Origin of the sequence: Nocardioides sp. Soil796 (assembly GCF_001429525.1) — a bacterium.
In the GTDB taxonomy this organism is placed as follows: Bacteria; Actinomycetota; Actinomycetes; order Propionibacteriales; family Nocardioidaceae; genus Nocardioides.
The window spans coordinates 1-13895 of the sequence record NZ_LMSQ01000017.1 but is presented as its reverse complement, the minus strand read 5'-3'; the positions used below and the strand labels follow the sequence as shown (position 1 = coordinate 13895).

Here is a 13895-nt window from a genome sequence, read left to right as displayed (position 1 = left end):
CTGACCTGCCCGACAGGTCAGCCGATCGACCGGGCCATCCGGGTGACCGCCTCGGTGAGAATCGCGCGTGACGTGGCGAAGTTGATCCGCACGTGCCCACGCCCTCCGGCACCGAACACGTGCCCGGAGCTCAGCGCCACGCGGGCGTGGTCGAGGAAGTGTCGGGCCGGACCGGCCAGGTCGGAGACCACCGCCAGGTCGCCCTCGACGTTGTCCTCGGAGTCCGGCGCGTCCAGGCCGAGTGGACGACAGTCGACCCAGGCCAGGTAGGTGCCCTCAGGACGCAGGAACCCGACCTGCGGCAGGTGCTCGGTCAACAGGTCGCCGAGCAGTGTGCGGTTCTCGTCGAGGCCGACCAGGAGCGCGTCGAGCCAGTCGCCGCCGTGCCGGAAGGCCGCCGCGTGAGCAATGATGCCGAGGTGGCTGGGGCCGTGGCTGACCTCCTCAGGCATCCGGGCCAGGTCGTCGACGGCCTCGCTCCCGGCGATGACCAGGGCAGCCTTGAGGCCGGCCAGGTTCCAGCCCTTCGAGGCCGACATCAGGGAGAACGCGTCGTCCGAGCCCGCCACGGTGAGGTACGGCGTGAACTCCGCGCCGGCCAGGATCAACGGGGCGTGGATCTCGTCGACGATCACGCGCACGCCGTGCTGCCGGGCGAGGACCGCGATCGCCTCGAGCTCGGCACGCGTGTGCACCGCACCGGTGGGGTTGTGCGGGTTGCTGATCAGGTACGCCGCCCGTGGACTCGTGGTCCGCACCTGGCGGAACACCTCCACGAGCGCGTCGAGGTCGACCCGCCCTGCCTCGGTCAACGGTGACTCGACGACCTGGCGGTCGGCATGGGTGAGGAACGCGTAGAACGGCGCATAGACCGGCGCGTTGACGATCACCGGGTCGCCCGGTTCGGTGACCAGTCGCAGCACCTCGACGATGCCCATCATCACGTCGGGCACGATCGCCGTACGGTCGACCGGGAAGTCCGACCAGCCCCAGCGCTTCGCGGCGAACTCCGCGAGGGCCCGTGCGAGTCCGTCGCCGAACGGGTAGCCGGTGTCACCCAGGTCGACCGCCCGGTGCAGCGCTTGCGCCACCGGCTCCGCGAGCGACACGTCCATCTCCGCCACCCACAGCGGGAGCACGTCCGCAGGGTGGCTGTTCCACTTGAGGCTGGTCCGTTGCTGCAACTGCTCGCGCGACAGGGCCTCGAGCGGGTTCGGCACCGGCGCCATGGCGTCAGCCCCTCAGCGCGGCGGCGTGCCGGTCGATCTCCGCGGAGAGCTCGGCCTTCACGATGCTCGGGGCGTACGACGCGTCGACGGCAGCCCGCGCCAACGAGGCCACGCCGGCCTGGTCGAGGTCGAGCAGGTCGGCGGCGATCTCGTACTCCCGGTTCAGCGTCGTGCCGAACATGGGCGGGTCGTCGGAGTTGATCGTGATCGTCACCCCGGCGTCGCGGAACTTCGTGATCGGGTGCTGGTCGAGCGACTCCACGGCCCGGGTGGCGATGTTGGACGACGGGCACACCTCGAGGGGAATCCCCTCGGCAGCCAGGTGGGCCAGCAGCTCGGGGTCCTGCGCCGACGTCGTGCCGTGGCCGATCCGCTCGGCGCCGAGCACCCGCACGGCGTCCCAGACCGTCTCGGGCCCGGTGGTCTCGCCGGCATGCGGCACGCTGTGCAGCCCGGCGGCCCGGGCGGCGTCGAAGTGCGGCTTGAACTGCGGGCGTGGCACACCGATCTCGGGTCCGCCGAGGCCGAAGCCGACCAGCGAGTCGGTGCGGTGCTCCAGCGCGTAGGACAAGGTCGCGTCGGCGGCGGGGATGCCGCTCTCCCCCGGAATGTCATAGATCCAGCGCAGCACCAGCCCGAAGTCGCGCTCGGCCTTGCGCCGCGCCTCCTCGATCGCCTCGGTGTAGGCCTCGATCGGGATGCCGCGGACCACCGAGGTGTAGGGCGTGCACGTCAGCTCGGCGTACTTCACGTTCTGCCCCGTCGACATCTCGCGGGCGATCTCGTAGGTCAGCAGCTCGACGTCCTCCGGCGTGCGGATCAGGTCGACCACCGCGAGGTAGACGTCGATGAAGTGCGCGAAGTCGCGGAACGCGAAGAACTCCCGCAACGCCGCCGGGTCGCTCGGCACCGTGCCGGGGTGGCGCTCGGCCAGCTCGGCGACGATGCGCGGCGAGGCCGACCCGACGTGGTGCACGTGCAGTTCCGCCTTGGGCAGCGCGGTGATGAAAGCAGCCAGATCAGTCACCCGCGCAGTCTGCCAGCGCGACCGGCCAAGCCCCAAGCCGTCAGCGTTGCGCCTTGGCCAGTCGGTCGCGGCCACGGGCACAGATCTCGATCACCTTGCGATCATCGGCAGCGCCGGTGCGGGCGTCGTACAACCGCGACGCCTTGTCGTAGTCGTCGAGGGCGAGGTTCCACAACGGCAGGGCGTCGTGCTGGTCCATGCTCTCCGCGTCGATCGCGGCACCGAACGCGGCGAGGTCGGCCTTCGCCCGGTCGGCCAGGGTCTTCTCGCGCGCCTCGCCGGCCGCCTCCTCGATGCCGCGCGCCCTGCGTCGGCGCTTCCACCAGCCCGCGACGGCCCGACCGCGGAAGCCCACGAAGAGCAGCACCAGCACGGCCACCACGGCGACGAAGACCCAGCGCAGCACCAGGACCTTCGTGCTGGCCGGCTCCTTCGAGCCACCGGTGTCCTGCGACGAGAGCTCGGGCTCCTCCCAGATCTTGGCCATCTCCTCGTCCATGCGCTGCGCGCCCGTGCGGGTGGTGGTCATCTCCACGAGTTCGACGAACTTCTCCTGGGGAGTGCCGTCGAGGTCCTTCTCGACGACGCTGAGCGCGTAGATCACGTCTTTGTCGAGCGACGAGTCGTAGGCGCCGTACTCGGGAATCGTGTCGGGCGTGAAGACCAGGGTCATGCCCACCCGCTCGTCGTCCTTCTTGAAGCGGGCCAGCTCAAGGTTCGATGCATGGAGGTCGGGCGACCCCTTGGCCGACTTCGGCAGGTCGTTGAGGATGAGCACCCGGGTGCGGATCTTCGCGTCGGCCACCAGCGCACGGATCTCGTCGACCTGGGCGCGGGTGAAGCCGGTGCCCGGCTCCACAGTCACGTCGGGCTCGGCCGGCGCGGCGTACGACGGCGCGGTCACTCCCCCACCGACCAGCCCCCAGCCGACCAGGGCCAGCAGCAGCACGATCACGGCCTTCATTCCTTGAAACCCTTCAGGTAGGAACGGTCACGGCGCGCAGACCAGCGGATGAGTTTCATCAAGTACCACAGGGGAACCGCGAAGGTGAGACCCATGAAGCTCCCGAGCATCACGGGACTGTTCGCCCATCCGGACTCGTCGTCGCTCCCCTTGACCTGCTCCTGAACGGAGTGATCGGTGTCCCGGATCATCGCCCGGACGCCGAGCTCGGACGTGTCGCCGGTCTGCGGATACAGGTAGATTGACTCGTCGTCGTGGCCGCGCACGTGGTGCTGCGCCACGACGCCAGTCTGGTCCAGCAGCAGGTAGATGCCGACGCGGTCGGTGGCGTCGGCGATCCGTGCCAGGAGCACCTCCTCGCCCTCGAGGCTGTAGCCGAACCTCGGCGAGGCGACGAGGAAGATCGGCGACGTGCTCCCGGCGATCTCGTCCCGGACACCACTGGTCTCCAGGCTGGACCACACCGTGTCGCGCAGCACCGGGTCGACGTACACCGACTTCTCGCGCAGGGCAGCCGCCGCTTCCTCCTCGTACGGTGTGTGCACCGTGACGTCCGCGACCGACTCATCTGCATACGGATCCTGGTAGACGTCCTGCGAGTTGAAAAGCACGATGATCCAGACCATCGACGCGATGAAGGACCCTACGACCAGGTACCACTTCAGCATGTGGATCTTGATGCTCCTGACACTCATCGCGCCTCCAGTGACGCGAGGAGCGCACGTTTGGCCCAGCGCTCGTCGAGCGCGCCGTAGCCGGTCGTGGTCCACACGTCCTCGGACTCGTAGTAGGCGCGGACGGTGCCGTCGTCTCCGGTGACCATCAACGACTGCGGAGCCTTCCCGTCGGTGACGCCACGGGCACACGGCTTGCAGCAGGGCAACGAGACCGAGCGTCGCTTCACCGAGGTGGTCGCCGGGTGCAGCGGGTGGAAGAAGCAGCGTGAGCTTCGCGCGCCTGCCAGGGCGGCATGGCCGTCCTCGACCAGGAGATGCACGCCGACCCGGTCGCGGTCTCGGGCGGAGTCGACGTACTTCGCGGCCGCGTCGAGACAGGCCTGCGCCTCGTCGTACGCCGGGTTGCCGGGTCGTACGTCGGAGCTCGAGATCGCCTCGGCGAGACGGGTGACCTGCTCCTCCAGGGCGAGCGGAGTCAGCGTGGCGATCAGGTCGTCCGGCGTGCGACGCGGCCCGGCGGCGACCCGGCTGGAGAGTGATCCGCGCGGCATCTGCCAGGTCTTCCAGACGAAGAGGCCGACCGTGCCGACCAGCACGCAGGCCGCCGAGACGAGCACCCACGGGGAGTTGAATTCGTCCTCGAAGTCCTCCGACGGCGGCTCGGGTGCGCGCGCGGTGTCGTCGAACAGGGATGTGTCGCCGGAGAGCTCGGCCACCAGCTCCTGCGGGCTCGCGCCGTCGGCGTCGGCCACTCGCAGGTAGACCCACGCCTCGGCGACCGCGGACAAGGAGGCGCCACGATCAGCGTCCGAACCGGCCGCCTCGATGCGGGTGACCACCGCGTCGGCACGGTTCTCCCACGCCCGGACGCTCTCCGCGGCCCGTCCGGGAAGATGGCTCACCGACCTCAGGGAGCCGTCCTCGGTGAGCAGCGCCACGCTGCGCGGCGGCAGGTCGAACAGCTCGAGCAGCTCGGCGTCGTTCTTCACCACCACGTCTTCCGGATCCGGCCAGGCACCCGGTATCTCCGACCACAGCGCCACACTGACCGGCACCGGCAGGTCGGCCTTGCGCACGCCGGCCTTGAGTCGTGTGCGCCAGAGGTCGGCGTCGCCCATGGCCGCCGCCGGCTCGAGGTAGACGCCGGTGGCCTTCAGGTCTGCCGGCATGGTGGTCGACCTGTCGTCGGCGTACGACGGCGCGACGGTCGCCAGCACCACCCACAGCGAGGCGAGGAGCGCGGCCAGGGCCCGGGGCAATGTCACGCGCGGATGCTAACCGCTGCAGGGCCCTGGCAAACCCGGCGGTGGTGCAGCGTCAGCGCAGCAGCAGGAGCCAGGCCCCCACGGCCGCCGGCACCAGTCCGACCAGCAACCACGGCGAGAGCATGCTGTGCTGGTTGATGGTCAGGACCCCGGCAAGGGTGACCAGGCCGACGACGGCGGCGATGACCAGCAGCCCCGGCTCGGCGCCAGGGCGTTCGGCGACTCCCGCGAGGAAGCAGAGCCCGGCGGCGAAGATGAAGCCCACCGTGGTGAGCAACGCCGACATGACCCATCGCTGGACCCGCTCGACCTTCATCAGCCGGCGTCGATCCCGGCCATCACGTTGGCGAGCAGCTCGTCGATGCTGTTCCCGGTGACCGGGTCGCCGTCGACGAACACGGTCGGGGTGCTGTTCACCCCACGCTTCGACGCGGCATCGCTGGCATTCACCGCCCACTGGCCGAACTCGCTGGTCTCCACGCCACGGCGGATCTGGCCCTCGTCGGCCCCGGCCTCGACGGCGAGGTCGATCAGGTCGTCGTCACTCGGGTAGGGGCCGCTCTCGGACGGCTGGTTCGCGAAGAGCAGGTCGTGGAACTTCAGCGCCACCTCGCCGCCCGACGCGTCGAGCACGACACCGAAGGCGTTGAGGGCACGGCCGGAGTAGTCGTTGATGAACGCCATCGGCCGGTAGATCAGGTAGGCGTCACCGTCGGCCGCGGCCTGCTGCAGCTGCTCGTGCGAGGCCTCCTCGAACTGCATGCAGAACGGGCACTGGAAGTCCTCGAACACCTCGACCTTCACCGGTGCGTCCGGGTCGCCGACACCGAGTCCGTAGGTGTCGGTGATCGCCGGAGCGCCCTTGGCCGGGGCGGTCGACGACGTTCCCGGCGACGGGCTGGTCGTCGTACTCGGGGTGCTTCCCGAGCTGGTCGAGTCGCCCGGGGTCTTGGCGTCGTCGCCGGTGGTGTCGCGGTTGGCCTGCACCGCCCAGCCGATGCCGACGATCAGCAGCAGCACCGCCGCGATGGCGCTGCCGATGAGGACGTTTCGCCTTCCGTTGCTCCCGGAGCCGGAGGAAGACGAGGTGTTCGTGTTGTACGGCGAAGGCATGCGAACCATTCTCTCAGGGGTTGAACAGGAGGTTGTCGACGGCGAGGCGGGTGCGGGCGCGCCACACCAGGAGCGCCGAGGCCAGGAGGAGCCCGACGTCGCGGGCGATCTCCCACGGGTAGTCGTCGGTGGCGTTGGAGGAGTAGCCACCACCGCCGAAGCAGCCGCACTCGATCTGGAGCCCGCGGCTCCACGCCGAGGCGATGCCGAAGATGAACGCCGCGAACAGCAGCACCGAGAGCAGCGCCATCGGCCGCGTGAGCAGGCCGATGACCAGGCACACCCCGACGACGACCTCGACCAGCGGCAGCACGTGTCCCACGGTCGGCACCACGGACTCGGGCAACAGGTCGTAGGCCCGCACGGCGCGCACACTGGCCGCCGGGTCGGGCAGCTTCAGGGCGCCGGCGACGATCCACACGCCCCCGACGACGAGGCGCGCGAGCAGACCGACCCATCCCAGCATGCGACAGACAGTAGGCCGGGCACCTGAGACGAGACTGAATCGGCCTCTGGCGCTGTGGCCGCTAGTGTCGTGCGGGTGAACGAACGACTTGTATGGATCGACTGCGAGATGACCGGGCTCGACCTGGGCGCCGATGCGTTGATCGAAGTGGCCGCCCTGGTGACCGACTTCGACCTCAACGTGCTCGGTGACGGCATCGACCTCATCATCAAGCCCACCGACGCTGCGCTCGCGCAGATGAACGAGTTCGTGCGTGACATGCACACGAAGTCCGGGCTCCTCGAGGAACTCAAGGACGGCATCACGATGGCCGAGGCCGAGCAGCAGGTGCTGGCCTATATCAAGAAGCACTGCCCCGACGGCTCACGGCCCCCATTGGCCGGCAACACGGTCGCCACCGACCGCGCCTTCCTGGCCCGCGACATGGTCGAGCTCGAGGCCTTCCTGCACTACCGCATCGTCGACGTCTCCTCGATCAAGGAGCTGTCGCGCCGCTGGTTCCCGAAGGCGTACTTCTCCTCGCCGCCCAAGCGCGGGAACCACCGCGCCCTGGCCGACATCCAGGAGAGCATCGAGGAGCTGCGCTACTACCGCGAGGCCGTCTTCGTGCCGGCTCCGGGCCCGGACAGCACGGCCGCCAAGGAGATCGCCAACCGCCACGGTGGCTCGCTCACCGGGTTGGGCGACCCCGATTCGCAAACCACCCCCTGACTACGGCTACACTTCTCTCCGGTCGCGCCGCTCCGGCGTCGCGCCCATGGTGGGTATAGCTCAGCTGGTAGAGCGCCGCCTTGTGGTGGCGGATGTCGCGGGTTCAAGTCCCGTTACTCACCCCAAGAGATCGAGCCCCTGACTGCGTGCAACGCGGTCAGGGGCTCGGTTCATTTCGGCGTCGATTGACCCGCCTTGATTTGTCTGACTAAAGTCAGAGAATGCTCTCCGCCGTCGAAACGCTCCGTCATTTCAACCGCGCCTGGTCGCAGCGCGTCGGCGTGCTCGACGAGTCGTTCCTCGGCTCCGGCCGGCCGCTCGGCCCCTCGCGTCTCCTCTTCGAGATCGGCAGTACGCCGGGCGGCGCGGTCGTCCGCGACCTTCGTGACCGACTGGGTCTCGACAGCGGTCACCTCAGCCGCCTGCTCCGCCGTCTCGAGTCCGAGGGCCTGGTCGCGATGGAGCCCGATCCCCACGATGCCCGGCGTCGCGTCGCCACGCTGACTCCAGACGGACGCGCCACGTGGTCCGAGCTGGAGGACCGCTCCGACGAGCTCGCCCGGCAGATCGTCGAGCCGCTGACCGAGCGCCAGGGCACCCGGCTGGCCGAGGCACTGGCCACGGCCGAGCTGCTGGTCCGCGCCGCGACCGTCGACATCTCCCCCGTCGACCCCGCCTCGCCCGAGGGCCAGTCGGCGATGGCCTCCTACTTCGCGGAGATCGACCGGCGCCTCGAGTCGGGCTTCGATGCCGGTGATGCCTCTGCCTCCGATGCGGCGACGCTTCGTGCGCCGTACGGCGTGTTCCTGCTGGCCCGCAGCGAAGGACGTACGGCGGCGTGCGGTGGCGTCCGCGACCTCGGGGACGGCATCGCCGAGATCAAGCGCATGTGGGTCAGCGAGGACTGGCGCGGCGCCGGCCTCGGCGGCCGGATGCTCCGCGAGCTCGAGGCCAGCGCGCGCGACCTCGGCCACACCACGGTGCGCCTCGACACGAACGGGACCCTGGTCGAGGCGATCGCGATGTATGACCGGGCCGGCTACTCACGCATCGAGCGCTACAACGACAACCCCTACGCCCAGGCCTGGTTCGAGAAACGCCTCTGACGGGTGACGAATCGGGACCACGGCCGCATGCTTGAAGAGCTCACGCCAAGCACGGGCAGGTCAGCACGCCGAGAGTTGCAGTTTGCACCTCTCGGAGCGGCCCACACGTACAAACTGCAACTCTCGCGGCCTGCTTCTGGAGAACCAGAACCCACTCAGGGCTGCGGGTGGCCGAACCGACCGGCCTTGGTGTTCATCACGAACGGGCCGGCCCAGGCCAGCGCCTCACCGATGGGGCGGCCTCCGACGATGATCACGTCGAGCGCCGGCGTACGACTCTCCTGTCGCTCGGCACCGGTGACGGTGACGTAGTCCCCCGCCCCGAGCACGGCCGCCTGCCCCATCTGCACCGGATGCGCGTCGATGCCGACGGAACCGTGGCCACCGAGCACGTAGGCCAACGCGTTGAACTCCACCGGCCAGGGCAGGTCGAGCCGGGCACCGGGCTCGATCGTGGCGTGGACCAGCGTCATCGGGGTGTACGTCGCCCCGGGTCCACCCTGCCCGTCGACCTCGCCTGCGATGATGCGCACCAGGGCGCCGGCGTCCTGCGAGGTGGCCAGCGCGACAGTGCTGGCGCGCAGGTCCTGGTACTTCGGGGGCGTCATCTTGGCGTCCTTGGGCAGGTTCACCCAGAGCTGGATGCCGTGGAACAGGCCGCCTTTGACGACCAGCCACTCGGGGGGCGCCTCGATGTGCAGGATGCCACCGCCGGCCGTCATCCACTGGGTGTCACCGTTGGTGATCGTGCCGCCGCCACCGTGACTGTCCTGGTGGTCGAACTGGCCGTCGATGATGTAGGTGACGGTCTCGAAGCCGCGGTGCGGGTGCCACGACGTCCCCTTCGGCTCCCCCGGCGCGTAGTCGACCTCGCCCATCTGGTCCATCATGATGAACGGGTCGAGCTGGCGCATGTCGATGCCCGCGAATGCGCGACGTACGGGGAATCCCTCACCCTCGTAGCCCTGCGGCGCGGTGGACACGGAGGTCACCGGACGCGGCTGGTCGCCCAGGCCGGGGCCCTTGATGCGGTGCAGGACGGTGAGGTCGTCGACGGTGACGGCAGGCATGTCTCCACGGTAGTCCGACTTTGCAGGCAGGTCACCGCCCTGACGTACCTCACCGTGGTTTCGACCCGCCGGTCCGTCTTCCTCAACCCGCCGCGCCACGCCGCGTGCTCCTGCGTCGTACGCGGCTAGTCTCGGCGCATGACTTCAGCCAGCAGCAGGTCGTCGTACGACGTGGTCATCGTCGGTGGCGGCCACAACGGACTCACCGCCGCGGCGTACCTGGCCCGCGCCGGCCTGTCGACGCTCGTGCTCGAGAGGCTGCCGGCCACCGGGGGTGCCGCCGTCTCCAAGGTCGCGTTCAGCGGTCACGACACCCGACTGTCGCGCTACTCCTACCTGGTCTCGCTGATGCCGCAGGAGCTGGTCAGCGACCTGGGCCTCTCCCTCGACCTGCGCTCGCGCACCACCGCGTCGTACACGCCCTGGCTGCGCGACGGTCGCGCCGGCGGACTGCTCGCCGAGCGGCCCGAGGGCGAGGCCACCCGCAAGTCGTTCAAGAAGCTGACCGGCTCGCACGACGAGTACGACGCGTGGTGCAGGTTCTACGCCGACATCGGCACGCTGGCCGCCGCGATCTCACCCACGTTGCTCCAGCCGTTGCAGAAGGAGTCCGCACTGGCGGCGGGCGTGGACGCCGACCTGTGGCGCGAGTTCACCAAGGAGCCGCTCGGCGCCTCGGTCGAGCGACGCTTCACCGACGACACCGTGCGCGGCGTGGTGGCGACCGACGGGCTGATCGGCACGTTCGCCGACCTGCACGACCCGTCGCTGATCCAGAACCGCTGCTTCCTCTACCACCTGATCGGCAACGGAGACGGCGAGTGGCGGGTGCCCGTGGGCGGCATGGGCGCGGTCACCGACGCCCTCTTGAAGGCGGCCGTCGACGCGGGCGCCGAGGTGCTCACCGGCGCCGGTGTCAGCTCGATCAGGAGCGACGGCACCACCGGCGAGGTCACCTGGCACGACGGCAAGGCGCACCACACGGTGACGGCCGGCCACGTCCTCGCCAACGTCGCGCCGTGGGTGCTGCGCATCCTGCTCGGTGAGGAGCCGGAGCCGGAGACCAAGCCGGTCGGCGCCCAGCTGAAGATCAACTTCCTGCTCGACCGACTGCCTGAGCTCAGGTCGGGCATGGACCCGACGGTCGCGTTCGCCGGCACACTGCACCTGTCCGAGGACTACTCACAGCTGCAGAGGTCGTACGCCGAAGCCGCCGCCGGGCAGGTGCCGAGCCAGATGCCCGGCGAGGTCTACTGCCACTCGCTGACCGACCCGTCGATCCTGGGTTCGTTCGAGGGCCACACGCTGACCTACTTCGGGCTGCACACCCCGGCCACGCTCTTCGAGGACCCGCGCAACAAGGACCTCGCCGTCTCACGCGCGTTGGCGTCGCTCAACGAGCACCTGGTCACTCCGATCGAGGAGTGCGTGGCCCTCGACGCCGACGGCAGGCCGTGCATCGAGGCCAAGGTGCCGCAGGACATCGAGGCCGATCTCGCCATGCCCGGCGGGCACATCTTCCACGGCGACCTCGAATGGCCGTGGGCCTCCAACCGGGCGATGCTCGAGACGCCGGCCCAGCAGTGGGGCGTCGCGACCGACATCGAGAACCTGCTGCTCTGCGGCTCGGGTGCACGTCGGGGTGGTGCGGTCTCCGGGCTCGGCGGGCACAACGCCGCACAGGCCGTTCTGGCAGCGCGCTGAACGCTCGGCGTACGACAACAATCCACGGCTCGCGCGTCAAGAACCCACGGTTCGCGTCAATCGGGGGTGGGGTCCTCGGCGAGCCAGGCGTGGACAAGGGGGACGACGGACGCGCCCTCACCGCTGGCGGAGGCGACCCGCTTCATCGACCCGTCGCGGATGTCGCCCACCGCGAAGACTCCCGGCACGTTCGTGGCCAGCCCGGGCGGAGGCATGCCGTCGACCCACGTGTCGCGTGAGGTGTTGCGGCCGGTGAGCACGTAGCCGTCGTCGCTGCGGGTGATCACGTCGGGCACCCACTCGCAGTGCGGCTCCGCGCCCAGCAGCAGGAACAACCCGGCTGCTTCACGACGCTCGACCTCGCCCGTGGTGATGCGGTGGATGCCGAGCCACTCCAGGCGACCGTCGCCACCGCCGTCGACGACCTCGGAGGCGGCCTCGACCTGGATCCGCGGGTTGAAGTCGATCTCGCGGATCAGGTAGTCCGACATCGTCTCGGCCAGCCCGGCACGTCGCACCAGGATCGTCACGGACCGCGCGAAGCGGGCCAGGTGCACAGCGGCCTGTCCGGCCGAGTTGCCGCCGCCGACGACGAACACGTCGCGCCCGGTCATCTCGCGCGCGGCGGTCATCGCGGCACCGTAGAAGACACCGGAGCCGGTCAGCGCCTCGAGGGGCTCGACCCGCAGCTTGCGGTAGCTGACGCCGGTGGCGATCACGACCGCCCGGGCGCGCAGCGTGCCGCCGTCGGTGTGGATGACGTGCGGCTCACCCGCGGCGCCCACGTCGAGGCCGGTCACCGGCCACCCGGTGAAGAAACGGGTGCCGAAGCGGATCGCCTGGCTGCGCGCCCTCTGCGCCAGCCGCATGCCGGAGATGCCCCGCGGGAAGCCGAGGTAGTTGCGGATCATCGAGCTGGTGCCGGCCTGTCCGCCGATCGCCTCGGCCTCGATGACGACCGTGGTCAGGCCCTCCGATGCGCCGTACACCGCGGTCGCGAGGCCGGCCGGTCCGGCGCCGACCACGGCCAGGTCGACCACGGTGTCGACGTCGATGTCGGCCGGCTGCCCGTAGATCGTGATCGCCAGGTCGTGCACCGACCGGACCGTCACGGGCGCCCGGTCGAAGGCGTCGACCAGCGGGTACGCCGGCTCGCCGTCGAGCCCCGCGACGACCGCAGCGCCGACCTCGTCCTCAGGAGAGAAGGTGCGATTGGGCAGGCCCATGCGGTCGAGGAAGTCGCGCAGGGACAGCACCAGCGAGTCGACGTACGGCGTCACGATGCGCACGACCGCGACCTCGGGAGCAGCGACCGTCGAGCCCCAGTCGGAGAGCAGCTCGGTGACCGCGGTGTGGAACTCCTCGTCGCGGACCCCGCGCGGCATCAGGAGATACGCGTCGTACTTGCCGGCGGCGAGTCCTCCGCGCAGGGCGTCGGCGTCGAGGCGGAACCGCTCCCAGTGCGCGGCCACCAGCCGGCGTGCGGTGGGTACGACGGCGCGCCACCGCCCGAACGCGGCCATCACGCTGGCGTCGGGGAGCACCGACTCGCTGACGAACATCGCCACCTGTCCCCCGGCGGCGCAGACCTGCTCCGCGACCTTCTCGGCCTCGGCGGCGGTCGTGGCCTGTCGCAGGTCGTAGTCGCGGGCGTAGCGGCCGAACTCATCGACCAGGAAGTCACAGCGGGTCTCGGAGACGAGCAGGATCACCGGGCGGGCAGCGTCGTTCACGGGGTGAGCCTAGCGCCACTGTTGTCTTTTGTCTTTTTGTCTGTCACACTGTTCTGGCAAGACAAGATCTTGCACCTCCACCAGTCAGATGCGAGAAAGGTAGATGCAGATGACTCCCACGATCCGAATTGACCACGAGGTCTACGCATTGCTCCAGGAACAGGCCAAGCCGTTCGTGGACACCCCCAACGCCGTACTCCGCCGCCTTCTCGAGCTGCCCGAGGCACCCGAGCCCGAGCGTGGCCCCCGCCGTGGCGGCCACCCACGCGGACACGGCCGACACGACGGTGAGCGCGGCCCGCGCCGCAACCGTCTCTCCCTGCTCGTCGAGTCCGGCGCCCTCACTCCGGGCGACCGCCTGGTGTGGTCGCGCCCCCGCTCCGGCGAGGAGTTCCACGCCACGATCACCGACGACGGTCAGATCAGGCTCGACGACGACACCCTGCACGACTCCCCCTCGGGCGCCGGCAAGGCGCTCAACGGGTACGACGCCAACGGCTGGACCAACTGGCGCATCGAACGCACCGGCGACAGCCTGCGCGATGCCTGGATGGCCCTGCGCGAGGAGCGGCCACAGGGTCGCGGTCGCGCGCGGGGCGAGGGCCGGTCGCGCGGCGAAGGGCGGTCGCGGGGCGAAGGTCGCGGCCGGCGTGCCGGGACCGGGCGCGGCGGCGACGAGTCAGGCGAGCCCACCGACACCACCGACGACTGACGCCGGGCGACCACGATCGTGCACGTGCATGGTCGTGACACCGACAGCCGGCAAAAATGTTATGTCGCAGGACATCGGTGACGATTCTGTATCAGCACATCGGTGACAGTGCGTGGCT

At 69.8% G+C, this 13895-nt stretch carries 14 protein-coding genes and 1 tRNA gene; 5 read left to right on the top strand and 10 right to left on the bottom strand.

What is annotated here, in order from left to right:
• Positions 1-17: 17 nt before the first annotated feature.
• Genes ASH02_RS07080 through ASH02_RS07045 form a run of 8 tightly spaced genes read right to left on the bottom strand, consistent with a single transcriptional unit; the run spans position 18 to position 6741 of the window.
• Positions 18-1229 (bottom strand): MalY/PatB family protein, encoded by a 1212-nt coding sequence (locus ASH02_RS07080; protein ID WP_057294517.1) that lies wholly within the window; start codon positions 1227-1229, stop codon positions 18-20.
• A 4-nt stretch (positions 1230-1233) separates the two neighbouring features.
• The gene (locus ASH02_RS07075; RefSeq protein ID WP_056679035.1) at positions 1234-2256 is read right to left on the bottom strand and encodes an adenosine deaminase; all 1023 of its coding nucleotides are present in this window, start codon (positions 2254-2256) and stop codon (positions 1234-1236) included.
• Between the two features lie 40 nt (positions 2257-2296).
• Positions 2297-3220, bottom strand: a complete 924-nt coding sequence (locus ASH02_RS07070; protein WP_056675534.1) for a hypothetical protein — start codon at positions 3218-3220, stop codon at positions 2297-2299.
• Positions 3217-3915, bottom strand: a complete 699-nt coding sequence (locus tag ASH02_RS07065) for a hypothetical protein (RefSeq protein ID WP_056675531.1) — start codon at positions 3913-3915, stop codon at positions 3217-3219. Before ASH02_RS07065 ends, ASH02_RS07070 begins: the two co-directional genes overlap by 4 nt.
• Positions 3912-5162: a hypothetical protein gene (locus ASH02_RS07060; RefSeq protein ID WP_156393475.1), complete on the bottom strand. Its 1251-nt coding sequence runs from the start codon at positions 5160-5162 to the stop codon at positions 3912-3914. Before ASH02_RS07060 ends, ASH02_RS07065 begins: the two co-directional genes overlap by 4 nt.
• A 52-nt stretch (positions 5163-5214) precedes the next feature.
• Entirely contained in the window at positions 5215-5478 is a 264-nt protein-coding gene (locus ASH02_RS07055; RefSeq protein WP_056675525.1) for a hypothetical protein, read from the bottom strand.
• The gene (locus ASH02_RS07050; protein WP_056675520.1) at positions 5478-6275 is read right to left on the bottom strand and encodes a DsbA family protein; all 798 of its coding nucleotides are present in this window, start codon (positions 6273-6275) and stop codon (positions 5478-5480) included. Before ASH02_RS07050 ends, ASH02_RS07055 begins: the two co-directional genes overlap by 1 nt.
• 13 nt (positions 6276-6288) lie before the next feature.
• A complete protein-coding gene (locus ASH02_RS07045; protein WP_056675517.1) occupies positions 6289-6741 on the bottom strand; it encodes a MauE/DoxX family redox-associated membrane protein in 453 nt (150 codons plus the stop codon).
• Positions 6742-6816: 75 nt separating this feature from the next.
• On the opposite strand from ASH02_RS07045, the gene orn reads away from it, so the two are divergent.
• The 3 genes from orn to ASH02_RS07030 all read left to right on the top strand — a co-directional run bounded on the left by orn (position 6817) and on the right by ASH02_RS07030 (position 8558).
• Entirely contained in the window at positions 6817-7452 is a 636-nt protein-coding gene (gene orn, locus ASH02_RS07040; protein WP_056679032.1) for an oligoribonuclease, read from the top strand.
• Positions 7453-7501: 49 nt separating this feature from the next.
• Positions 7502-7577: transfer RNA gene (locus tag ASH02_RS07035), tRNA-His, on the top strand.
• Between the two features lie 96 nt (positions 7578-7673).
• On the top strand, positions 7674-8558 hold the full coding sequence (locus tag ASH02_RS07030; protein WP_056675514.1) for a bifunctional helix-turn-helix transcriptional regulator/GNAT family N-acetyltransferase: 885 nt from the start codon (positions 7674-7676) through the stop codon (positions 8556-8558).
• Positions 8559-8713: 155 nt separating this feature from the next.
• Here ASH02_RS07030 and ASH02_RS07025 read toward each other — a convergent pair whose 3' ends face one another.
• The gene (locus ASH02_RS07025) at positions 8714-9628 is read right to left on the bottom strand and encodes a pirin family protein (protein WP_057294516.1); all 915 of its coding nucleotides are present in this window, start codon (positions 9626-9628) and stop codon (positions 8714-8716) included.
• 138 nt (positions 9629-9766) lie between these two features.
• On the opposite strand from ASH02_RS07025, the gene ASH02_RS07020 reads away from it, so the two are divergent.
• The gene (locus tag ASH02_RS07020) at positions 9767-11332 is read left to right on the top strand and encodes a phytoene desaturase family protein (RefSeq protein ID WP_056675508.1); all 1566 of its coding nucleotides are present in this window, start codon (positions 9767-9769) and stop codon (positions 11330-11332) included.
• Between the two features lie 56 nt (positions 11333-11388).
• Here the strand turns inward: ASH02_RS07020 and ASH02_RS07015 are convergent, their stop codons facing one another.
• Positions 11389-13065: an FAD-dependent oxidoreductase gene (locus ASH02_RS07015; RefSeq protein ID WP_056675505.1), complete on the bottom strand. Its 1677-nt coding sequence runs from the start codon at positions 13063-13065 to the stop codon at positions 11389-11391.
• A gap of 109 nt (positions 13066-13174) precedes the next feature.
• Between ASH02_RS07015 and ASH02_RS07010 the strand changes: the two genes are divergently transcribed.
• Positions 13175-13777, top strand: coding sequence for a DUF4357 domain-containing protein (locus ASH02_RS07010; RefSeq protein ID WP_162250905.1), 603 nt, complete (start codon positions 13175-13177; stop codon positions 13775-13777).
• Positions 13778-13895 lie beyond the last annotated feature (118 nt).